This is a genomic window from Marinobacter sp. UBA3607 (assembly GCF_002375525.1).
Taxonomy (GTDB): domain Bacteria; phylum Pseudomonadota; class Gammaproteobacteria; order Pseudomonadales; family Oleiphilaceae; genus Marinobacter; species Marinobacter vinifirmus.
In genome coordinates this window covers 23,882-43,972 of record NZ_DFLY01000012.1, presented here as the reverse complement: position 1 = coordinate 43,972, position 20,091 = coordinate 23,882, and the positions used below count along the sequence as shown (strand labels likewise).

21 protein-coding genes are annotated in these 20,091 nt (G+C 59.5%); 9 read left to right on the top strand and 12 right to left on the bottom strand.

Annotation, left to right across the window (positions count from 1 at the left end; all coding sequences use genetic code 11):
• The first annotated feature begins 69 nt into the window (after window positions 1-69).
• Complete coding sequence (locus tag B2589_RS04555; RefSeq protein ID WP_058340729.1) at window positions 70-297, top strand: sulfurtransferase TusA family protein; 228 nt, start codon at window positions 70-72, stop codon at window positions 295-297.
• Between the two features lie 15 nt (window positions 298-312).
• On the top strand, window positions 313-1,389 hold the full coding sequence (locus tag B2589_RS04550; protein ID WP_058340730.1) for an AI-2E family transporter: 1,077 nt from the start codon (window positions 313-315) through the stop codon (window positions 1,387-1,389).
• Between the two features lies 1 nt (window position 1,390).
• On the opposite strand, the gene B2589_RS04545 is transcribed toward B2589_RS04550, so the two are convergent.
• Entirely contained in the window at window positions 1,391-1,858 is a 468-nt protein-coding gene (locus B2589_RS04545; RefSeq protein ID WP_286815749.1) for a peroxiredoxin, read from the bottom strand.
• Between the two features lie 74 nt (window positions 1,859-1,932).
• Between B2589_RS04545 and dapA the strand changes: the two genes are divergently transcribed.
• The 5 genes from dapA to B2589_RS04520 are packed head-to-tail and all read left to right on the top strand — an operon-like array spanning window position 1,933 to window position 6,518.
• Window positions 1,933-2,811, top strand: a complete 879-nt coding sequence (dapA, locus tag B2589_RS04540; RefSeq protein WP_058340732.1) for a 4-hydroxy-tetrahydrodipicolinate synthase — start codon at window positions 1,933-1,935, stop codon at window positions 2,809-2,811.
• Window positions 2,812-2,845: 34 nt separating this feature from the next.
• Entirely contained in the window at window positions 2,846-3,940 is a 1,095-nt protein-coding gene (bamC, locus tag B2589_RS04535) for an outer membrane protein assembly factor BamC (protein ID WP_286815748.1), read from the top strand.
• A 42-nt stretch (window positions 3,941-3,982) separates the two neighbouring features.
• The gene (gene purC, locus B2589_RS04530; RefSeq protein ID WP_286815747.1) at window positions 3,983-4,696 is read left to right on the top strand and encodes a phosphoribosylaminoimidazolesuccinocarboxamide synthase; all 714 of its coding nucleotides are present in this window, start codon (window positions 3,983-3,985) and stop codon (window positions 4,694-4,696) included.
• 29 nt (window positions 4,697-4,725) lie between these two features.
• A complete protein-coding gene (locus tag B2589_RS04525) occupies window positions 4,726-5,460 on the top strand; it encodes a TIGR04219 family outer membrane beta-barrel protein (RefSeq protein ID WP_286815746.1) in 735 nt (244 codons plus the stop codon).
• 50 nt (window positions 5,461-5,510) lie between these two features.
• Window positions 5,511-6,518: an NAD-dependent epimerase gene (locus B2589_RS04520; protein ID WP_286815745.1), complete on the top strand. Its 1,008-nt coding sequence runs from the start codon at window positions 5,511-5,513 to the stop codon at window positions 6,516-6,518.
• Between the two features lie 48 nt (window positions 6,519-6,566).
• On the opposite strand, the gene B2589_RS04515 is transcribed toward B2589_RS04520, so the two are convergent.
• Window positions 6,567-7,370 carry an RluA family pseudouridine synthase gene (locus B2589_RS04515; RefSeq protein ID WP_286815744.1) on the bottom strand — a complete coding sequence of 268 codons (804 nt, stop codon included), beginning with the start codon at window positions 7,368-7,370 and terminating at the stop codon, window positions 6,567-6,569.
• Window positions 7,371-7,493: 123 nt separating this feature from the next.
• Here B2589_RS04515 and B2589_RS04510 point away from each other — a divergent pair, with 123 nt between their 5' ends.
• Together B2589_RS04510 and B2589_RS04505 are read left to right on the top strand one after the other, a co-directional pair.
• Window positions 7,494-7,667, top strand: a complete 174-nt coding sequence (locus B2589_RS04510; protein WP_022989089.1) for a DUF2897 family protein — start codon at window positions 7,494-7,496, stop codon at window positions 7,665-7,667.
• A gap of 207 nt (window positions 7,668-7,874) precedes the next feature.
• Complete coding sequence (locus tag B2589_RS04505; protein ID WP_228285881.1) at window positions 7,875-8,942, top strand: BMP family ABC transporter substrate-binding protein; 1,068 nt, start codon at window positions 7,875-7,877, stop codon at window positions 8,940-8,942.
• A 72-nt stretch (window positions 8,943-9,014) separates the two neighbouring features.
• Here the strand turns inward: B2589_RS04505 and B2589_RS04500 are convergent, their stop codons facing one another.
• From B2589_RS04500 to xdhA, 10 genes are all read right to left on the bottom strand, one after another.
• Window positions 9,015-9,797, bottom strand: a complete 783-nt coding sequence (locus tag B2589_RS04500) for an ABC transporter permease (protein WP_022989087.1) — start codon at window positions 9,795-9,797, stop codon at window positions 9,015-9,017.
• Complete coding sequence (locus B2589_RS04495; RefSeq protein ID WP_022989086.1) at window positions 9,797-10,579, bottom strand: ABC transporter ATP-binding protein; 783 nt, start codon at window positions 10,577-10,579, stop codon at window positions 9,797-9,799. The genes B2589_RS04500 and B2589_RS04495 overlap by 1 nt, the downstream gene beginning before the upstream one ends.
• 55 nt (window positions 10,580-10,634) lie before the next feature.
• Window positions 10,635-11,675, bottom strand: coding sequence for an ABC transporter substrate-binding protein (locus tag B2589_RS04490; RefSeq protein ID WP_199457930.1), 1,041 nt, complete (start codon window positions 11,673-11,675; stop codon window positions 10,635-10,637).
• Window positions 11,676-11,890: 215 nt separating this feature from the next.
• Entirely contained in the window at window positions 11,891-13,093 is a 1,203-nt protein-coding gene (locus tag B2589_RS04485; RefSeq protein WP_286815743.1) for a urate hydroxylase PuuD, read from the bottom strand.
• A gap of 4 nt (window positions 13,094-13,097) precedes the next feature.
• On the bottom strand, window positions 13,098-14,477 hold the full coding sequence (gene guaD, locus B2589_RS04480; protein WP_094624145.1) for a guanine deaminase: 1,380 nt from the start codon (window positions 14,475-14,477) through the stop codon (window positions 13,098-13,100).
• A gap of 5 nt (window positions 14,478-14,482) precedes the next feature.
• On the bottom strand, window positions 14,483-14,818 hold the full coding sequence (gene uraH / locus B2589_RS04475) for a hydroxyisourate hydrolase (protein ID WP_153739998.1): 336 nt from the start codon (window positions 14,816-14,818) through the stop codon (window positions 14,483-14,485).
• Window positions 14,815-15,315: a 2-oxo-4-hydroxy-4-carboxy-5-ureidoimidazoline decarboxylase gene (gene uraD / locus B2589_RS04470; protein WP_153739997.1), complete on the bottom strand. Its 501-nt coding sequence runs from the start codon at window positions 15,313-15,315 to the stop codon at window positions 14,815-14,817. The genes uraH and uraD overlap by 4 nt, the downstream gene beginning before the upstream one ends.
• Complete coding sequence (gene xdhC / locus B2589_RS04465) at window positions 15,312-16,175, bottom strand: xanthine dehydrogenase accessory protein XdhC (protein ID WP_227548806.1); 864 nt, start codon at window positions 16,173-16,175, stop codon at window positions 15,312-15,314. Before xdhC ends, uraD begins: the two co-directional genes overlap by 4 nt.
• Window positions 16,172-18,526, bottom strand: a complete 2,355-nt coding sequence (xdhB, locus tag B2589_RS04460) for a xanthine dehydrogenase molybdopterin binding subunit (RefSeq protein WP_286815742.1) — start codon at window positions 18,524-18,526, stop codon at window positions 16,172-16,174. Before xdhB ends, xdhC begins: the two co-directional genes overlap by 4 nt.
• Window positions 18,519-19,994 carry a xanthine dehydrogenase small subunit gene (gene xdhA / locus B2589_RS04455; RefSeq protein ID WP_286815741.1) on the bottom strand — a complete coding sequence of 492 codons (1,476 nt, stop codon included), beginning with the start codon at window positions 19,992-19,994 and terminating at the stop codon, window positions 18,519-18,521. The genes xdhB and xdhA overlap by 8 nt, the downstream gene beginning before the upstream one ends.
• Window positions 19,995-20,091 lie beyond the last annotated feature (97 nt).

The window sequence follows — 20,091 nt, the reverse complement described above, 5'->3', positions numbered from 1 at the left end:
CAATAGGGTAACACCACCGGCATAATGCGTGCCTGAATACTGACTGAATGTTAATGGTAACTTTTTCTTATGGCTGACCGAAGTCTGGACGCAAGCGGCCTGCGCTGCCCGATGCCGTTACTGAAGACCAAGCTTGAGCTCAACGGCATGTCGCCGGGTGAGCAGCTGGAAGTGCTGGCTACCGATGCCGGCTCTAACCGGGACATTCCCGCCTATGTTGCCATGTCGCCCCACCGGCTTGTCAGCCAATCGGAGAGTAATGGCGTCTATCGTTTCATGATAGAGTGCGGCGGTTAATTTCCGGAGATTTTCATGGTCAGAATTTTACGGGGCCTGGCCCACAAGTATTTCTCGGACGAAGAAGCGGTCATCCTGTTTTTGCTGCTGGTGACCGGAACAATTTTCGTCATCTGGTTCGGTGCCATGCTGGCCCCGGCCATTGCATCACTGATTGTCGCTTTTATCCTGCAAGGGCTGGTGTCCAAGCTGAATCGCATGGGGGTTCCCCAGACGGTTGCGGTTATTTCGGTGTTCCTGGTGTTTATGGGCGTGCTGATCGGGTTTATCTTCGGCCTGCTGCCGCTTATCTGGACGCAGGTGAGCACCCTGGCCGGCGAAGCGCCCCGGATTATCCGGGAGCTGCAGTCGTATCTTTCACTGTTGCCGCAGGAATATCCTCACCTGGTATCCGAAGAGGCGGTGAACCTGATTTACGCGGAAATCTCTGCGGAAGTAGGGCACGCAACCCAGTGGCTGGTGTCTTTCTCGCTTTCCAGTATTCCGGATCTGGTGGCCTTGCTGATTTATATGGTGCTGGTGCCGATCCTGGTGTTTTTCTTCCTGAAAGACCGGGAGCTCATCGTCAATTCCATTGGCCGCCTGCTGCCGCCGCAACGCCCGATGATGGTTCGTATCTGGCACGAAGTTAACCTGCAGTGTGCCAACTATGTGCGCGGTAAAGCCGTGGAAATCCTGATCGTTGGCGGGACCACCTACGTGGCGTTCAAGTTGCTGGGCATGCCCTATGCGGCGCTGCTCTCTTTGCTGGTGGGGCTGAGCGTGGTGATTCCCTACATCGGTGCCGCCGTGGTGACCGTGCCGGTCGCCGTTATCGGCTTGTTCGCCTTTGGCTGGAGCAGCCAGTTTATCTGGATCATGGTGGTTTACGGCATTATCCAGGCGCTGGATGGCAACGTGCTTGTTCCGGTACTGTTTTCAGAGGTTAACAACCTGCACCCGGTGGCCATTATCGTGGCGGTACTGTTCTTCGGAGGTATCTGGGGCTTGTGGGGTGTGTTCTTTGCGATTCCGCTGGCAACCATGCTGAAAGCCGTGTTTGCCGCGTGGCCGGTGCAGGAAGACATACCCGCACCGGCACAGGAAACCTGATTCAGAGCGCCTTGACGGCCTCGAGCACTTCGTCAACGTGGCCGGGCACTTTTACGCCCCGCCACTCCTGGCGCAGCACACCTTTCTTGTCGAACAGGAAGGTGCTGCGTTCGATGCCAAGGTGCTCCTTGCCGTAGAGCTTTTTCAGTTTGATGACGTCAAACAGCTTGCACAGGGTTTCATCTTTGTCTGAGATCAGGTGAAAGGGGAAATCGTATTTCGCCCGGAAGTTCTCGTGAGCCTTCAGGCCATCCCGGGAAACACCGAAGATTTCGGTGTCCAGCTCCGCGAACTGTGACATGCGATCGCGGAAGTCCTGGCCCTCGGTGGTGCAGCCGGGTGTATTGTCTTTCGGGTAGAAATAGATAACGATGTTTTTGCCCTTGAGGTCGGCTGGCCGGATGACCTGTTCACCGGTGGCCGAGGCTTCAAAATCAGGGATGGGTTGGTTCAATGCTACAGATGACATGAGTTCTCCTTGAATTCCCTTGTGTCGTTACGAGCCCAACATTACCATATCGGTTTTATTCGGACGGAGCTTTTATGATTACGGGTAGCCTTGTCGCACTGGTCACGCCCATGCATCCAGACGGTGAGATTCACTGGGAGGATTTGGACAAACTGGTGGACTTTCACATCGAAAACGGCACTCACGGTATTGTTGCTGTGGGTACCACCGGCGAATCCGCAACCCTGGACCCGAAAGAGCATTGTCGGGTTATCGGGCATATCATAAAACGGGTGGCCGGCCGGATTCCTGTGATTGCCGGTACCGGTGGTAATAGTACGCGCGAAGCGATCGAACTGACCACTGAAGCCCACAAACTGGGTGCCGATGCCTGTCTGCTTGTGGTGCCATACTACAACAAGCCGACCCAGGAAGGCCTGTACCAGCACTTCAAGACCATCGCCGAAGCTGTACCGGGCATGAACCAGATTCTGTACAACGTGCCGGGCCGTACCGCCTGCGACATGTTGAACGAGACCGTTGAGCGCCTGGCTGACATTCCCAATATTGTCGGTATTAAAGACGCCACCGGTAACATTCCCCGCGGCAGCGAACTGATCGAGGCCGTTAAAGGCCGCCTGGCGGTTTACTCCGGTGACGACGCTACCGCAGCAGACCTGATGCTGGCCGGCGCCAAGGGTAACGTTTCGGTAACCGCGAACGTGGCTCCGAAAGCCATGTCCCAGCTGTGTGAAGCGGCGGTTGCCGGTGATCAGGGCGAAACCGCTCGCCTTAACGAGCTGCTGATGCCGCTGAACCGCAAGCTGTTCCTGGAAGCCAATCCGATTCCGGTGAAATGGGCCTTGCAGCGCATGGGCATGATTGGTGAAGGCATCCGATTGCCGCTGACACCGCTCAGCGAGAAGTTCCACGGCGAGGTGGAAGACGCCCTCAGAGCCGCTGGTGTTCTCTGAAGCCGTAAGAACCACCCGCTAACCGGAGTTGCCGATGCAGTTTCTTGCACGAGCCCGCAGTAAAACCCCGCAGATGTCCCGGCCAGTGGCCGGGATTCTGCTTGTAACCAGCCTGGCTGGTTGCAGCTTGCTGGAAGACCGTTCCCAGCGCTACGTGGATGCGCCCGAAGGGCAGCCCATTGAAATCCCGGAGAGCGCAGACCAGTCCCGTTTTTCTGAAATCATGCCGGTACGGAGCATCAATACCGATGATTCCCGCCGGATGTATCCGTCGTCGATTCCCAAGCCCCCGGACATGACCTCCGAAATTCTCGATCAGAACTATGTGATCGAAGAGCTGGATGGTCGGGCCTGGCTGCTGGTGAACGAAGTGCCGGGCCGGCTGTGGCCTGTGGTCAGCGCCTGGATGAACCAGTCTGGCCTGGGCATGGCCTACGACAGCCCGCAGCTGGGCGTTATGCAGAGTGAGCTGGCTAATTTCAGCAAGCGCAGCCGTGAGCTTCTCGGCCTGGATAACACCCCGGCCGCCGACGAGCCGCGCGTGCTGGTACAGACCCGCCTGGCTCCGGGTATCCGCCGCAAGACCACCGAGATTCGTGTCCGCACGGTTGAACTGGCAGAGAACCCTGAGGGCCTGGTCAGCTGGGATGACGGTGCTGCCGGTTCTGAATCGGCCCTGGAGCGCCAGAAAGCCCTGCTGGGTGAACTGGGCGAGTTCCTGAAAGCCCGTGAAGACAACAAGTCCTTCTCCCGGGCAGCATCCGGCATGGTAGCCGAGCCTTTGGTGCGATTGTTGTCGGAAGGCGACGTTGCCACTGCGGTGAGGGTAGAGCTGGATTACGGCCGGACCTGGGCTGAGGTAAACCGGTCCCTGACCGATATCGACGCTGAGGTGATGGACCTTAACCGCAGCGCCGGTTGGTTCCAGGTGGATTTCCGCACCGAAGACGAGCGCTCGCCTGGCTGGTTCTCCTGGTTCAGCAGTAAAGACGAACCCACTCACACCCATACTGTGCGGGTTGAGCAGCAAGACGACGCCGTGTTTGTAACGGCCGAGCAGCAGGACAACTACACGGGTGAGTACAGCGCATCTGACTTGCTCACCCGTTTGTTTGAACAACTGTATTGATCAACGGGGCGGCTGACAGGTCGCCCGCGTTTGGAGACCCCAATGGAAAAGCGTGAAGAACTCTACGCCGGCAAGGCAAAATCCGTATATCGCACTGACGACCCCGAGCGTTTTGTTCTGGTATTCCGGGATGACACCTCGGCCTTTGACGGCGAGAAGAAAGAACAGCTGAACCGCAAAGGCATGGTGAACAACAAGTTCAACGCCTTCATCATGGAGAAGCTGGAAGCAGCCGGTGTGCCGACTCACTTCGAGGGTCTGCTGTCTGATACCGAATCACTGGTCAAGAAGCTGGACATGATTCCGGTGGAGTGCGTGGTTCGCAATATTTCCGCCGGCAGCCTGTGCCGTCGCCTGGGTGTAGACGAAGGCCAGGAGCTGAATCCGCCCACGTTCGAACTGTTCCTGAAGAACGATGCCCTGCACGATCCGATGGTAAACGAATCCCTGGCGGTCAGCTTCGGCTGGGCCGGCGAGCAGGAACTGGCCAGGATGAAAGAGCTCACCTACAAGGTGAACGACGTACTGAAGGCCCTGTTTGATGACGCCGGCATGCTGCTGGTGGACTACAAGCTGGAATTCGGCCGCAGCGGTGGCGAGATTGTACTGGGTGACGAGTTCAGCCCCGACGGCTGCCGTATCTGGGACAAGGAAACCCGCAAGAAGATGGACAAGGACCGTTTCCGTCAAGGGCTTGGTGATGTCATCGAAACCTATGAGGAAGTTGGTCGCCGTCTTGGCATCAACTTTGACTGAATAAAGCACAACAAGCAGAAAGGTGATGTATGCGTAAGTTGATGATTGCTGTAGGTGGTTCGCTGGTACTGGCGGCCCCGTTGGCCAATGCCGACATTCTGGGCGTGGGCGCAAACGTAAGCTACTGGGATTCCGATTTCTCCGGTGAGGTGGTGAACAAAGGCTCTGCCGTTGACATCGAGAATGACCTCAATATGGACAGCGACAGCAATGCCAACTTCACGGCTTACTTCGAACATCCGGTACCTCTGCTGCCGAATGTACGGGTGAACTACACCAGCATTTCCCAGAGTGGTAGCGGTAAGATTGGTCCCGAAGGCTTTGATGACATCATCAACGCCGACGTTAACTCCGATCTGGATCTCGACCAACTGGATGCCACCTTCTACTACGAAGTGCTGGATAACTGGGTAAACCTGGATCTCGGCCTGACCGCTCGCAAGTTTGATGGTGAGCTGGTGGTGCGCGACACGGCTGTTGGTGGCCGCGTGAGTACAACCACCGTCGATGCCGTTGTACCCATGGGCTACCTGGCCGCCCGTTTCGACCTGCCGTTTACCGGTGTGTCTGTTGGCGCTGACGGTAACTTTGTAAGCTACAGCGGCGACTCCCTGCACGATGTGAACGTGTATGGCCAGTTCGAGATTGCCATGCTGCAGCTGCGTGCAGGCTACCGCGAAATGGCGATTGACTACGAAGATGACGACGACAAGCTGGACGTGGAGCTCTCCGGCCCCTTCGCCAGCGTCGGCTTCACCTTCTGAGCAAGCATTAAAAGGCGCCTCCGGGCGCCATTTTTCATGGAGAACAGATCTTGAAAATCCTCGTTACGGGAACCGCCGGTTTTATCGGCTCACACCTGGCCCATCGACTGCTGGATCGCGGTGATGAAGTCATCGGCGTGGACAACGTAAACGACTATTACGATGTGAACCTGAAAGAGGCTCGCCTGGCCCGGCTAACCGGCAAGGCGGGGTTCACCGAAGTGCGCCAGGACGTAGCAGACCGGGCCGCTATGGAAGCCCTGTTCCGGGAACACAAACCCGAGCGGGTGGTGCACCTGGCCGCCCAGGCCGGCGTACGCTATTCCCTGGAGAACCCCCACGCCTACGTAGAGGCCAACCTGGTTGGCTTTATGAATATCCTTGAAGGCTGTCGCCATAACGACGTGAAGCACCTGGTGTACGCCTCCAGCAGCTCGGTATACGGCGCTAACGAGACCATGCCGTTCTCCGTGCATGACAACGTAGACCACCCCCTGAGCCTGTACGCGGCCTCCAAGAAGGCCAATGAGCTGATGGCTCATACCTACAGCCACCTGTACAACCTGCCCACCACCGGCCTGCGGTTCTTTACCGTGTACGGTCCCTGGGGCCGGCCGGATATGGCGCTGTTTATCTTCACCAAGAAGATCCTGGCGGGCGAACCGATTGATGTGTTCAACCACGGCCATCACAAGCGGGATTTCACCTACATCGACGATATCGTAGAGGGTGTCATCCGTACGCTGGACAACGTCGCCCAGCCCAACGAAGACTGGAGCGGTGCCCAGCCGGACCCGGGCACCAGCAAGGGGCCGTACCGCATCTACAACATTGGCAGCAATAACCCGGTGGAGCTGTCCCGGTTTATCGAGATCATCGAAGAGCGGGTCGGCAAAAAGGCCGAGAAAAACCTGCTGCCCCTGCAGCCCGGTGACGTGCCGGCGACCTACGCCAATGTAGATGACCTGATCAATGATGTGGACTACAAGCCGTCCACCACCGTGGAAGAGGGCATAGCCAACTTCGTGGACTGGTACCGGCATTTCTACAAGGTCTGATCGCCACTGCACACAAAGAAGGCCAGCATTGTTGCTGGCCTTCTTTGTTTATGAGACCTGGTTGGTTAGCGCAAAAGATACCGGTCTGCCGGTGACCGGGCAGTGGAAGGCCAGTTCAACTGCGGTCAGTTGCAGCCCGGCAGAATCTGCTGTTCCGTAAAGTTTGTCTCCGACAATCGGGTGACCAATACCGGACAGGTGTCGCCGTATCTGGTGTTTCCGGCCAGTTTCGATGCGGACTTCCAACTCGGTGGTATCGGAATCTGCATCATAGCTGAGGGTAGTCACGCGACTGACCGAGGCTTTGCCGTCCAGGGGCGCGTCGATCCGCAGGTCGTCGGCAACCAGGTTGCCGGTTACCCGGGCCCGGTAGATCTTGGTCATGGTTCGTCCGGAGAAAAGTTGGGACAGCGCTGCCGCGGCTTTACCATCGTGGGCGATCAACATGATGCCCGCGGCATCCCCGTCCAGCCGGTGCACCAGAAAACAGGGTTTGTTCAGTTCGGTTTCAGCCAGACGCAGCAAGCTGCAGTGGTCGCCCCACTGCGAACCCTGGGACAGCAACCCGTGCGGCTTGAACCAGACAGTGTAACGGCCTTTGTTCTCCAGCAATTCGGGTTCTTCCGGTTGGCGCGCCAGAACCTGGTCATCATAGAACAGCTGGATACGAGTGCCCGGTTTCAGCTCCCGCTTGGCCTTCCGCAACCGCACCTGCTTGCCTTTCTGGGTCCACCAGCAGGCGCCCTTGGCCATGGCATCCTTGATGCGCTGCTTGGGCAGGCCGGATGCTTCCGCCAGCGCATCTACCGCAAGCCGGGAGCTTTCAACAGTCAGGTCGATGGTCTGGCGCATGGTGGCTGGAGTACTCCGGTTTCAGGTAAGCAGGCCGGGCATTATAGCGGAAACGGCTACGGGAGCGCGCCTTTACCGGCTGTGCTACTGTTCGTAAAGGCCGATATTCAAGGAGACCGTATTATGCCGCTCATTGGCTGGCTATTTCTTTTCGCTGCATTCGCATTGGTTGTCGGCAGCCTGCTGTTTTTGCGTGATAGCGCCAATATGAAGATTCCCAAGGAAAAGCTGGAGAAGATTCGGGAGCGTAAGGCGGAGCAGGAGAAGGCAGACGAGGAGGAAAGGGATCGCTGGTGATTATTGCCCCGGGGCTTGCCTGTCGGTGTGGCGTTGCGCACCGGTGTAGTGCAGGCCTTTTAAATTCTGGCAAAGCGACAATGGAAAATGCATTAAAAACAATGTATTGAAAAACCTGAACAATTGGCCAGCTTTTTGCTCCATCTGAAGTTGTTACCCGCTTAGGGCGGTGCAACACAACTTCAGAATGGTTCAGGAGAACGATGCATGAGCATGAAACGCAGTCTGGCAGCGGCCATTGCCCTGACTTTATCTTCTTCCGTAATGGCAGAAGACCCGATGAAAATCGGATTTGTCTACGTTGGCCCCATCGGGGATCACGGCTGGAGTTACCAGCACGATCTGGGCCGCAAAGCCGTTGAGGCGCACTTCGGTGACCAGGTTCAAACCACCTATGTGGAAAACGTGGCCGAAGGTGCCGACGCCGAGCGCACCATCCGCATGCTGGCCCAGGCCGGCAACGACGTTATCTTCACCACGTCGTTCGGTTTTATGAACCCCACCATCCGGGTTGCCGAACAGTTCCCTGATATCACCTTCATGCATGCCACCGGCTATAAGCAGGCGGATAACGTGGGTACCTATCTGTCCAAGACCTACGAGGGGCGTTATGTAACGGGAGTGGCGGCCGGGTTGGTGACCGAGTCGAATGTGCTGGGTTACATTGCCTCGTTCCCGATTCCGGAAGTCATTCGCGATATCAACGCGGTGTATCTGGGGGCTAAGTCGGTGAACCCCGATATCGAGATCAAGGTGGTGTGGGCCAACACCTGGTTTGATCCGGCCAAAGAGGCCGATGCTGCCAACGCCATGATGGATCAGGGGGCCGATGTGGTTATTCAGCACACCGACAGCCCTGCGCCTCTGATGTCCGCCTTGCGCCGGGGTAACTGGGGTGTCGGGCAGGCTTCTGATATGCGGGAGTTTGGCAAGGAGGCCCACCTGTTATCCGTCGCCAACAACTGGGGGCCTTATTACGTTGAGCAGGTTCAGAAGGTCATGGATGACAGCTGGGTGCCAGAGGATCACTGGGGTGGCATTGACGAGGATATGATCCAGATTATCGGCCTGAGCGATCGCCTGAGCGAGGAGCAGTCGGAGGCCGTGAACCAGGTGATTGATGCCATTGGCGCCGGAGAGCTGCATCCGTTTACCGGTCCTTTGAAAGATCAGGCCGGCGAGCTGAAAGTGGCAGACGGGGTGACCATGACCGAGCAGGAACTGGCGGGTATGAACTGGTTCGTGGAAGGCGTCGGGGCAGCACTGCCGCAGTAACGATTCTGATCAGACACTGACAAAAGAGCCCCGATCAATGGGGCTCTTTATTGGCTGACTGGCGGGTGTGTTTCAGAACGCAGGGTCGGAACCGCGCGTGGCCCAACCGGTCATCCGGCGCTCGACCAGTGCGAAGAGTTCGTACATCACCACGCCCATGACGCCGATCACCACCAGGCCTGCAAACACCAGCCCCATATCCATCGTCGAGCTTGCCGACAGCATCAGGTACCCGATGCCAACGTTGGACGCTACCGTTTCAGAGATGACCGAACCGACAAAGGCCAGGGTGATAGCAACCTTTAGTGATGCGAAGAAGTATGGCATGGAGCGGGGCAAGGCGACTTTCTTCAGGATATCGATGCGGCTGGCGCCGAGCGAACGCATAACGTCCTGCAGCTCTGGCTCCAGCGTCGCCAGGCCGGTGGCCATATTCACCACCACCGGGAAGAACGAGATCAGAAATGCGGTGAGTATGGCGGGCACTGTGCCAATGCCAAACCAGACTACCAGCACTGGCACGAAAGCCACTTTCGGGATGCTGTTGAAGCCCACCATCAACGGATAGACGGCCTTGTAGATTACCGGTGAGGAACCCACCAGCATGCCCAGAACCAGCCCGAATACCACGGCAAGGGCGAATCCGACAACGGTGGTGAACAGTGTCTGGGTGGCATGCTCAATGATTTGTGGCCGGTATTCCAGCCAGGAGCGCCAGATATCGGTGGGGGCGGGAAACAGGTAGTCAGGAATCTGGAAAGCAAAGCAAAGCAGCTCCCAGAACAGCCCCAGAAACAGGAGCAATAGCCAGGGCGAGGCTTTCATCAACAGGCGTTTGCGCTGAGCCAGGGTCATCAGGATCCCTCCCGGATTCGGCCAATGTGGTCACGTAATTCGAACACCAGGTCGGCAAAGGGATCGGTGTAGGTGACGGAAAGCTCTCTGGGCCGGGGCAGGTTTACCGGCTTGCGAACCAGTATCCGGCCCGGGCCCTTGCTCATGACGTATACGGTATCGGCCAGAAAAACCGCTTCGCGAAGGTCGTGGGTTACCAGAACCACGGTAAAGGGCTCTTCCTGCCATAAATCCCGGACCATGCACCAGAGTTCCTCACGGGTGAAGGCATCCAGTGCGCCAAACGGTTCGTCCAGCATCAGCAGGGAGGGGCGGTGGATCAGTGCGCGGCAGATTGACGCCCGCTGCTGCATGCCGCCGGACAGCTCCCAGGGATATTTGTGTTCGCAGCCGGCAAGGCCAACCCGCTTGAGCAGGGCGCGCCCCAGTTCTTCGAACTGTGTTTTTTCCCGGCGGAACTTGTGGCGGTACTCCGCCACTATCTCAAGTGGCAGCAGCACGTTTTCAAGGGTCGTGCGCCACGGCAGCAGGTTGGAGGCCTGGAACGCCATGCCAACACCCTTCTGCGGGCCCGCCACTTGCTTGCCCCCCAGATAGACATAGCCATCGCTCGGTGGCGCAAGCCCGGTGACCAGCTTCATCAGGGTGGACTTGCCACAGCCCGAAGGGCCCACCACCGCCACAAACTCATTTTCTTTCACGCTCAGGGAGATGTTTTCGATCGCCAGCGGGCCATCCTCTCCGTAACGCATGCTTACATTCTCAAACTCGACAAGGTCCATCTGGTACTCCGGTAGGCCAGGGAGCCCGGGTGCGCGGTACCCGGGCACAGGTGCGTCAATCGATCGAGCGCTCTGCCTGTGATGGCAGGTAGCTGCTGTCGAACAACCGCGTGAGTTGGTCTGACGGTTCCAGGTTATAGGAGGCCACCATGTCCGCCACGGCCCGCTCCATGCGCGCTTCGGTGATGGCGCCCAGACCTTCCGCGCGGGTTTCTTCGGTGATCACGTGGTTGTCCATGGCCAGTTTAAGGCGGCGCAGCTCCAGGTCCTGTTTGATCAGGCCATCCCGTTTTTTTACATAGGTAATCGCGGTTTCAGGATCTTCGATGGTTTCTTTCAGGGCTTTGTTGAAGGCTCTCAGAAACCCTTTGACCGCCTCCGGGTTCTGTTCGAGCAAGGCATCCTGGGCAATGATGGTGTTGCCGTAGAACTCCACTCCGTAATCCGGGTATTTCAGCGCCACGATGTTGTCCGGCGCAACGCCGCGGGCTTCTAGGTTCAGCAGGCTGGTGAAGTAGAAACCGGTAATGGCGTCTACCTCACCCCGGGCCAGCAGGGTTTCCCGGATGGCAGGATCGGCTGATTGCCACTCAACGGAGTCCACGGCCAGGTTGTTATGCCGGGCAAACGACGGCCAGGCTTTGCGGCCGCCATCGAACACGGGGGCGCCCAGAGTCTTGCCTGCCAGGTCTTCGGGTTTTTCAATGCCGGATTCTTTCAGGGCAAACACCGCTGCAGGCATGGTGTTGTAGACCATATAAACGGCGGTTACACCGGTTTCCGGGTTTTTGGAGGTGGTTTCTGTCAGCGCGCTGAAGTCGGCAAAGCCCATGTCGTAGGCGTTGGTGGCTACGCGGGTAACCGCACCTGCCGAGCCATTGCCGGCATCAATGGTGACGTTGAGCCCCTCACTCTTGAAATAGCCCTTATCGAGAGCCATCAGGAAAGGCGCAGAGGGCCCTTCAAAACGCCAGTCCAGGGTAAACCGAATGTTGGTGTCAGCCTGGGCTAAGGTGCTCGCGGCCAAGGCGCCTGCCAGAGTGACGGCTTTTGACAGCCCCCTGAACAGGCCGGGCTTTTGCTGTTTTGCTTTCATGGAGGTGTTCCTCGCTGTGTTTGGAATAGAGGTTTTGCGTACTCACAGGGAAAGTGCAATTGCCGTACCAGAGTCCCGGAACACCGGCCCGAGTGGCGTAAAACCTGACCACATGGTCTATTTTGTTGGCTTCCGGGCTCCACCGGGTGTTAAGAGAGTGCCCTGAAATGGCGCTCCGGCCTGGCCCTGTGGACCAAACCGGTGCCGCCAGGGCGTTATTGGCCAGCGTTATCCAGCCAGCCCCCCAGTGCGGTGCGTTCCTGCTCGGTCATGCCGCTGGCATTGCCCAGGGGCATGTAATGGGTGCGGACGGCTGCTTGCTGCACCCGGGCGGAATGGGCCAGCAGGTCAGTCAGCTGTTCCAGTACGATGCCGGCAGGCGGTGCCTGAAAGCCCGGATGCGCCGGCTCCCGGGCATGGCAGGCGGTACAGTGCTGGCGGAGCAGACCGGAAACCTCGGTATCGGTAGCCACAACGCGTTCAACAGCGGCGTCAGAATTGCGGTTGTCAGGGGCGAGGGCCCATACCAGAGCCAGGGTCAGCAAGGCAGAAAGCACCAGTATTCCGGGCTTATGGATGCCCCGGTGTTTCAGGTTGAAATAGTGACGGGCAAAGGCGGTGATAAAACCGATGGCCGCCAGAATGGCCCAGCCTTCGGGGTGGCCATACAACATGGGGTAGTGGTTGCTGATCATGATGAACAGCACCGGCAGGGTCAGGTAATTGTTGTGAGTGGAACGCAGCTTGGCGAGGCCTGCCAGCCGGGCAACCTCCGGCCCCGGTGTTTTGCCCTTGCGAACCGCGCTCACCAGGGCGCGCTGTGAGGGCATGATGCCCAGAAACACGTTGGCTACCATCAGGGTGCCGATCATCGCTCCGATATGAATGAACGCGCCCCGGCCACTGAAGATCTGGAACAGGCCCCAGGCAGCAAACACCAGGAGTGCGTAGAGCAGGGCGCCGAACAGCTTGCCATTGCCGGCCAGCGGGCTGCGGATCATCAGCTCATAAATGCCAAGCATCGCGGCGATACTGGCCAGCCCGAGGGCGGCGCCGGTGCCGGCGCCGAGACCGGCTTTGGCCGGGTCCAGCAGGTAGCCGGGGCTGCCCAGATAGTAAACCAACAGCAGCAGGGCCATGCCGCTGAGCCAGGTGCTGTAGGCTTCCCATTTGAACCAGTGCAGTTCCCTGGGCATCTGCTCCGGGCCCAGGTGGTATTTGGCCACTTCGTAAAAGCCACCGCCGTGTATGGCCCAAAGGTCACCCTTGATGCCCCTGGCTTGCTTCCATTCCGGCGGCTCGCGCAGGTGGTTGTCCAGCCAGATAAAATAGAAAGATGCGCCAATCCAGGCGACGCCGGCAATCACATGAAACCAGCGAATAATCAGCCCAAGCCATTCGGTGAGATACGCCTCCATAGGGTCAGGCTCCTGTTGCCGTCAAAGAAAGGGGGGCAGGTTGTTCGTCTGCGTCAGGGCGCTGCCAGAGAAGCTGGCCGGCGACGGCAGTTGCGGCAATGGCCCGGTCATCGCCCAGAATCATCAGGTCAAAGAGCAATTCCTGCAGACTTTGGCCGGCACGGTGTTTCATCGCCGTGATGGGTGCGCCAAGCGGGTCCAGAACCACAAAATCGGCCTGGTTACCGGGGCGGAAATTACCGGTCTGGTCTTCCTGCTGCAGAACCCTGGCATTGCCCAATGTGGCCAGATAGAAGGCCAGCCAGGGTGTCAGTGTCTGGCCCCTGAGCCGGCACACCTTGTAGGCCTCTGCCATGGTGGCCAGCATGGACAGGCTGGTGCCGCCGCCGACGTCTGACGCCAGCCCGACCTGGACACCGGCAGCGCGGGCGGCGCCCAGATCGAACAGGCCGCTGCCCAGAAAGGTGTTAGAGGTGGGGCAGAAAGCGATAGACGCGCCGGTTTGCGCCAGCCGGTGGCGGTCCTGGTCGCCAATGTGGATGCCGTGGGCAAGCACCGTATTCCGGCCCAGCAAACCATAGTGGTCGTACACATCCAGGTAGCTGTGGCGCTCCGGGAACAGTTGCCGGGTGAGCTCGATTTCACCGGTATTCTCAGCCCAGTGGGTCTGGATCAGGGCGTCCGGGAATGCCTGTGCCAGTTCACCAGCCAGCTGCAGTTGTGCCGGGCTTGAGGTAATGGCAAATCTGGGGGTGATGGCGTAGCGAAGGCGACCGCGGTTGTGCCAGCGTTTGGCCAGTTCGCAGCTGTCCCGATAACTTTCCCGGGCTGTGTCGGTCAGGTTCGCCGGCGCGTTCCGGTCCATCATGACCTTGCCGGCAGTCAGGGCCATGCCCCGGCTTTGTGCGCCCTCAAACACCGCATTAACCGAGGCCGGGTGCGAGGTGCAGAATACCAGGGCAGAGGTGGTGCCATGGCACAACAGCAAATCCAGAAACTGGCTGGCTTCGGCCCGGGCCCAGTCGGCTTGGCAGAACCGGGCCTCATGGGGGAAGGTATAGGTCTCCAGCCAGTCCAGAAGCTGGGTGCCATAACTGGCCATCACCGCCAGTTGCGGCATATGCACATGGGTGTCGATAAAGCCCGGCATAATCAGGCCCTCGGGCCAGTGCCGGATATCGGTTCCGCCGGGCAGGCGTGATATGAGTTCGGGGGCCGGCCCCGTGGCCAGTACCCGGCCCTGGTGAACGACCAGCAGGCCGTCCGGGTAGTACTCGTAACTGTCAGGTTCGGGCTCGGGGGCGTTGCCCGGGTCGTTGAGAAAATGGAGGATGTTGCCCCGGTAAGCCTGGCATCCCGCCGGAAACGCAAGTAATGGGTCCACGTCTATCAGCTCCCCCGGTAAGTGGAATAGCCCCACTGGTTCAACAGCAGGGGCACGTGGTAGTGGCTATCGGTGTCGGCAACGGTGAAGTCGATGGTCACTTCCGGGTAGAAGCAGTCCAGCTTGCGCTTTTGGTACCAGTCGCCGGTGGCAAAGCGCAGCCGGTAATGGCCGGAATCAACCGGGCCGGACAGCCAGGAGGTTATCCGGCCATCCTGGTCGGTAGCGCCTTCGGCCATGAGTGCGGGGCCGCCTTCAGTGATCCGTTCCAGCACAACCCGAACCCCGGCGGCCGGTTTGCCGCTGCCGATATCGAGGACGTGGGTGGTGATCGGGCTCATAACAGTTTCTCCAGTCGTAATTCGGTTATTTTTGCCTGCTCCTGTGCCGCGTTCTGCAGCTCCTCGGCCCGGGTGTTGCAAAGGCGCTGTTCCAGCAGTTCCAGCATCTCCGGGGCGCTTTTGCCGGTGGCACAGACAATGAAAATGAACCCGAACTTGTCCAGGTAAGCCTGGTTGCCGGTGCTCAGTCTTTGCAGGGTGTCTTCATCCGCCTGCCGGGTGCCGGCTTGTTCGTCGCCGGCCAGGGTGCGGGTGCTGGCGTATTTTTTTCGAAGGCTGTCAAGGTTGCCGATTCTGGGATGGGCCTCGAACGCCTGCAGCCAGTCGGCTTCCGTCAACTGCGGCCAGAGTTGCCGGCACGCGGCGTAGAGGCTGTCGCGATCCATGAAAGGGCGGGCGTTAAGCATGCCTTGCACCCAGGTCTCTGCTGCGCAGCAGTTCCGCAGCAGTGGTTCCGCCTCGGCTGCTGGCAGTTGATTGAAATCGCCAAGGTTCATGAAGGGAGGTCTCCGGTTTCTTTTTCGGGCAGCAGGCCTTTGAGTTGTTGCCAGGAAATGCCCCGTTTGGACGCAGGGTTATCGGGCTGTGCTGTCAGGGTGAGCAGTTCAGCCATGATGGAAACTGCTACTTCCATAGGGCGTTTGCCCGGCACGTCGGACCGCCCCACAGGACAGCGGATGCGGGCAATGTCGGTATCCGAAAAGCCGCGATGGGCCAGGCGCTGACGAAAACGTTCGGCCTTGGTGGCAGAGCCGATCAGGCCGATACCGGCGGGGGTACCGGCCGTGAGCAGAGCCCGGCAAAGCTCGAAATCCAGGTGGTGATTGTGGGTGACAATCAACACCTGTTGCTGGTTGCACAGTTCAGGCGCATCGCCGGCGGGGTCACCGGTGTGGTGAATCCGGACATTGGCCGGTGGTCCGGCTGGAAACTGTTCTGGTCGCGGGTCAACCCAGGTAACGCGCCAGGGCAGTTCCGCCAGGATGGTCACCAGGGCCCTGGCCACGTGGCCGGCGCCAAAGACCACCAGTTGTTGCTGGCTGCCCGGATGGGTTTCCAGAAGCACCGACACACTGCCGCCGCAGCACTGGCCAAGGCTTGCGCCCAGGGGAAAATGCGCCAGTTCGCTCTGGTAAAGCCCCTTGGCCAGACGCTCCCGGGCCTGCTGGCAGATGCGGTGCTCCAGATGGCCGCCGCCAATGGTGTCGTAACAGTGTTCTCCGGTGATCACCATTTTGGTGGCGGGCTCCCGCGGTACCGAGCCGGTCACACCCAGCACGGTCACCAGGGCATAGGGCTCACCACGCTGCTCACAGAGGGCGACCGCCTGGTGCCAGTTAAGGGGCGTTGCCATCATTGTCCGTTCTCCTGTTGGTTTACCCAGCGCCGGGTTTCGGTAACGGCATTCAGTACACGTTCCGGTGTCGCCGGCGTGTCCAGTGGCGGGCTGAAGCGGTAGTCGCTGAGGCTGGATACCGCGTCGCGAAGCGCGCTCCACACTGAAATGCCAAGCATGAACGGGGGTTCGCCCACGGCTTTGGAGTGGAATACCGTGGCTTCGTGGTTGGGGCTGTCTTTCAGCAGCGCTACCCGCAGGTCTGGCGGGCAATCGGAAACGGCGGGAATTTTGTAGGTGGCTGGGCCGGTGGTCAGTAACCGGCCTTCGGCGCTGTACACCAGCTCTTCCGTGGTGAGCCAGCCCATGCCCTGAATGAAGCCGCCTTCAATCTGACCCATGTCGATGGCCGGGTTCAGGGAGCGCCCGGCATCGTGCAGAATGTCGGTACGCAGCACCCGGTATTCACCAGTCAAGGTGTCGACTACGACCTCGGAGCAGGCGGCACTGTTGGTGTAGTACAGAAACGGCCGGCCCTGACCGGCGTCGTGGTCATAGTGGATCTTCGGTGTGGCATAGAAGCCGCTGGAGGACAGGGATATCCGGTGCATGTAGGCGGTCTGGATAAAGTCTTCCCAACTCAGGCAGTGGTCTCCGATATGAACCTGGTTAGCATGGAGCCGCACGTGTTCTTCCTGCACATTCCAGTGGGATGAAGCAAAGGCGGTCAGGCCACCCAGTATCTTTTCGCAGGCATCAAGCGCAGCCATGCCATTGAGGTCGGAACCGGAAGAGGCCGCCGTGGGGGAGGTGTTCGGTACCTTATCGGTGCGGGTAGCGGAAACCTTGACCCGCGCCACGTCCACCTGAAAGGCGGTTGCGACCACCTGCGCTACCTTGATGTACAGGCCCTGGCCCATCTCGGTACCACCGTGATTTACCTGAATGCTGCCATCGGTGTAGATGTGCACCAGTGCACCGGCCTGGTTCAGGTGTTTTGCGGTAAAGGAGATGCCGAACTGCACCGGGGTCAGCGCCAGCCCGCGTTTCAGCACCGGGTTGCGGGCATTCAGGGCAATGATTTCCTGGCGCCGCTGGCGGTAAGCGGAGCTGCGTTCCAGTTGTGCGATCAGTTCCGGCAGCACCTGTTGTTCGATGGTCTGGCCATAGTGGCTGACATCGCGGCCGGGGCCGAATAGGTTGAGTTTGCGGATATCCAGGGGGTCTTTGCCCAGATGGCGGGCAATGTCGTCCATGGCCTGTTCGATGATCATCATGCCCTGGGGCCCACCAAAGCCCCGGAACGCGGTGTTTGATACCGTGTGGGTCTTGCACCGGTGGCCAACCACCCGGGCCTGGTCCAGGTAGTAGGCGTTGCAGGCATGGAACATGGCCCGGTCGACAATGGCATCTGAAAGGTCCGGAGAATAACCGCAGCGCCCGGCCACCATAAGGTCCGCGCCTTTGATCAGCCCCGAGTCGTCAAAACCGATGTGGTAGGTGTTGAAGAAATCATGGCGTTTGCCGGTTTGCACCATGTCGTCTGAGCGCGACAAGCGGTATTTGACCGGGCAGCCGGTCACCCGGGCCAGCAGTGCCGCCACGCAGGCCAGCGGTGCTGCCTGGGTTTCCTTGCCACCAAAGCCGCCCCCCATGCGGCGTACTTCAGCCTGCACGCAATGGATGGGCAAGCCCAGCACTTCGGCCACCAGCTTCTGCACCTCACTGGGGTGCTGGCTGGAGGTATGGACGAACATGCCGCCATCTTCGGTGGGCTCCACCAGGCAGGCCTGGCCCTCCAGATAAAAGTGCTCCTGACCGCCGATGTGTTGCTGGCCTTTAAGCTGGTGGCGGGCGCCGGCGATGGCCTGGTCCGGGTCACCCCGTTGCTGGCGCCGGCCCGGCCGCACAAACAGCTGGTGTTCCAGGGCATCCTGAACGGTGATGACGGCTTCCAGTGGCTGATAGTTCACGATGGCTTTGCGGGCCGCTTTGCGGGCCGCCTCGTGACTGGTCGCGGCAACGGCGAACAGCGGCTGGCCGATGTGTTCAACCGTGTCCTGGGCCAGCACCGGATCACCGGGGAACACCGGGCCGATATCCAGGTGGCCGGGTACATCGGCAGCGGTAATGACCGCGACAACGCCGGGGCTGGCAAGAACCCGGGACAGGTCCATCTCCAGAATCCGGGCATGGGCCTGTTCGCTATGGCCCACGGCCGCGTGCAGCAGGCCTTCGGGGGCAGGCAGGTCATCGATATACCGGGCCTGGCCACTGGTATGCAGCCAGGCACTGTCGTGTTCGACGCCGGTGCCCACTACGCCCAGAGCGCTGTGGGCCGGGGTGGGGGTATTGAGCGGAAGTTTACGCATAGTCGGTCACCATGAGCGGGGTATCCCGGTGATGCAGGTCGGAGTTTTCGAGTAGTGCCCTGTAAAGCAGATTGCCCGCGACCTGTAACCGGTAAGCGGAAGAAGCCCGCACGTCGGTCAACGGGGAGAAGTCGTCGCTCAGCGCTTTTATAGCCTGCTCAACAGAACGTTGATTCCAGGGTTTGCCCAGCAGCGCGGCTTCTGTAAGGCGTGCGCGGGCAGGGGTTGCGGCCATACCGCCGTAGGCGAGTCGGCAATCCTGAACCACACCGTTCCGAAGGGTCAGCCGGAAAGCTCCGAGCACCGCGGAGATATCGTCATCGAGCCGTTTTGAAACCTTATAGATGAACAGGCGCTGGTTGGGCTCGGGAACGGGGATGTGGATGGAATGGACAAACTCGCCGGGCTGCAGGTCGGTTTGCCGGTAGCCCTTGAAGAACTGTTCTGCCGGGAGTTCCCTGGCCCCCTCCGGGCCTTCCAGTACCAGGGTGGCATCGAGCGCTATCAATGCCGGCGGCATATCGCCAATGGGGGAGGCGTTGGCGATGTTGCCGCCGAGGGTACCCCGGTTGCGCACCTGCAATGAGCCTAGCCGTTCCAGCAGGTGGTCGAAGGCCGGCCAGAGCCCGGACAGCTGGCTGTGGAACTGCCGGTAGGGGGTGGCGGCCCCGATCACCAGGTGGTTTTCTTCCAGCTGGCAGCCATTCAGTTCCCGCACCTGCTCCAGGCTAATCAGCTTGGGCAGGGTTTTCAGCTGTTGGGTGATCTCCAGCACAAGGTCCGTACCTCCGGCAATCAGCCGGGCATCCGGGTGAGCGCGCAACAGGCGTTTGAGCTGAGGCAGGGTTGCCGGGGCGTAGTATTGATTGCCGTTCCGGGCTTCCAGACTGGTCATCGAGGTGTCGTCAACCGTTGCGAGCCCATCCGCTTTATCGGCCCTGGCCAGATACCGGGCAGGGTGGTTATCGGAGCCAGGTTGCCAGCTTTGCACCAGCGCCTGTCGGCCGGCTTCCATGATCGGCCGGTAGCCGGTACAGCGACACAGGTTTCCGGCCAGGGCCTCCATCAGTTTGTGGTCGTCGGCGTCGCCCGGTGCAGATTCGCTGTGCAGGGCAATCAATGACATGACAATGCCCGGGGTGCAAAAACCGCACTGTGCACCGTGGCAGTCCATCAGGCTCTGCTGAACCGGGTGTGCCGGCTGTTCCCGAAAGGCTTCAATGGTCAGCAGGTGCTTGCCCTGCAGGCTGCCAATCAGGGTGATGCAACTGTTAATGGCTTCATAGCGAATTTGACCGTTCTTGTCTGGCGCCCCGGTAATCACGGTGCAGGCGCCGCAATCTCCGGAGCCGCAGCCTTCTTTGGTACCGGTAAGCCGCTTTTTGGTGCGTAGCCACTCCAGAATGCTCTGGTTTGGGTCGGCCTGGTCAATTTTTTCGGCACGGCCGTTGAGAACAAATTCGATCACCTTGGTCTCCGCTTCTGCTGTCTGGAAAGGGGATTCCGGGGCCTTGCACCTATAAGGCAGGCGCCCGGATCAGGTTCTTTTCCAGAGCTTCTGCAAA

Bases quoted from the DNA above. Each gene is read 5' to 3' on its own strand.
- B2589_RS04555 (WP_058340729.1), top strand. From the start codon at position 70: ATGGCTGACCGAAGTCTGGACGCAAGCGGCCTGCGCTGCCCGATGCCG.
- B2589_RS04550 (WP_058340730.1), top strand. From the start codon at position 313: ATGGTCAGAATTTTACGGGGCCTGGCCCACAAGTATTTCTCGGACGAA.
- B2589_RS04545 (WP_286815749.1), bottom strand. From the start codon at position 1,858: ATGTCATCTGTAGCATTGAACCAACCCATCCCTGATTTTGAAGCCTCG.
- dapA (WP_058340732.1), top strand. From the start codon at position 1,933: ATGATTACGGGTAGCCTTGTCGCACTGGTCACGCCCATGCATCCAGAC.
- bamC (WP_286815748.1), top strand. From the start codon at position 2,846: ATGCAGTTTCTTGCACGAGCCCGCAGTAAAACCCCGCAGATGTCCCGG.
- purC (WP_286815747.1), top strand. From the start codon at position 3,983: ATGGAAAAGCGTGAAGAACTCTACGCCGGCAAGGCAAAATCCGTATAT.
- B2589_RS04525 (WP_286815746.1), top strand. From the start codon at position 4,726: ATGCGTAAGTTGATGATTGCTGTAGGTGGTTCGCTGGTACTGGCGGCC.
- B2589_RS04515 (WP_286815744.1), bottom strand. From the start codon at position 7,370: ATGCGCCAGACCATCGACCTGACTGTTGAAAGCTCCCGGCTTGCGGTA.
- B2589_RS04510 (WP_022989089.1), top strand. From the start codon at position 7,494: ATGCCGCTCATTGGCTGGCTATTTCTTTTCGCTGCATTCGCATTGGTT.
- B2589_RS04505 (WP_228285881.1), top strand. From the start codon at position 7,875: ATGAGCATGAAACGCAGTCTGGCAGCGGCCATTGCCCTGACTTTATCT.
- B2589_RS04500 (WP_022989087.1), bottom strand. From the start codon at position 9,797: ATGACCCTGGCTCAGCGCAAACGCCTGTTGATGAAAGCCTCGCCCTGG.
- B2589_RS04495 (WP_022989086.1), bottom strand. From the start codon at position 10,579: ATGGACCTTGTCGAGTTTGAGAATGTAAGCATGCGTTACGGAGAGGAT.
- B2589_RS04490 (WP_199457930.1), bottom strand. From the start codon at position 11,675: ATGAAAGCAAAACAGCAAAAGCCCGGCCTGTTCAGGGGGCTGTCAAAA.
- B2589_RS04485 (WP_286815743.1), bottom strand. From the start codon at position 13,093: ATGGAGGCGTATCTCACCGAATGGCTTGGGCTGATTATTCGCTGGTTT.
- uraH (WP_153739998.1), bottom strand. From the start codon at position 14,818: ATGAGCCCGATCACCACCCACGTCCTCGATATCGGCAGCGGCAAACCG.
- uraD (WP_153739997.1), bottom strand. From the start codon at position 15,315: ATGAACCTTGGCGATTTCAATCAACTGCCAGCAGCCGAGGCGGAACCA.
- xdhC (WP_227548806.1), bottom strand. From the start codon at position 16,175: ATGATGGCAACGCCCCTTAACTGGCACCAGGCGGTCGCCCTCTGTGAG.
- xdhB (WP_286815742.1), bottom strand. From the start codon at position 18,526: ATGCGTAAACTTCCGCTCAATACCCCCACCCCGGCCCACAGCGCTCTG.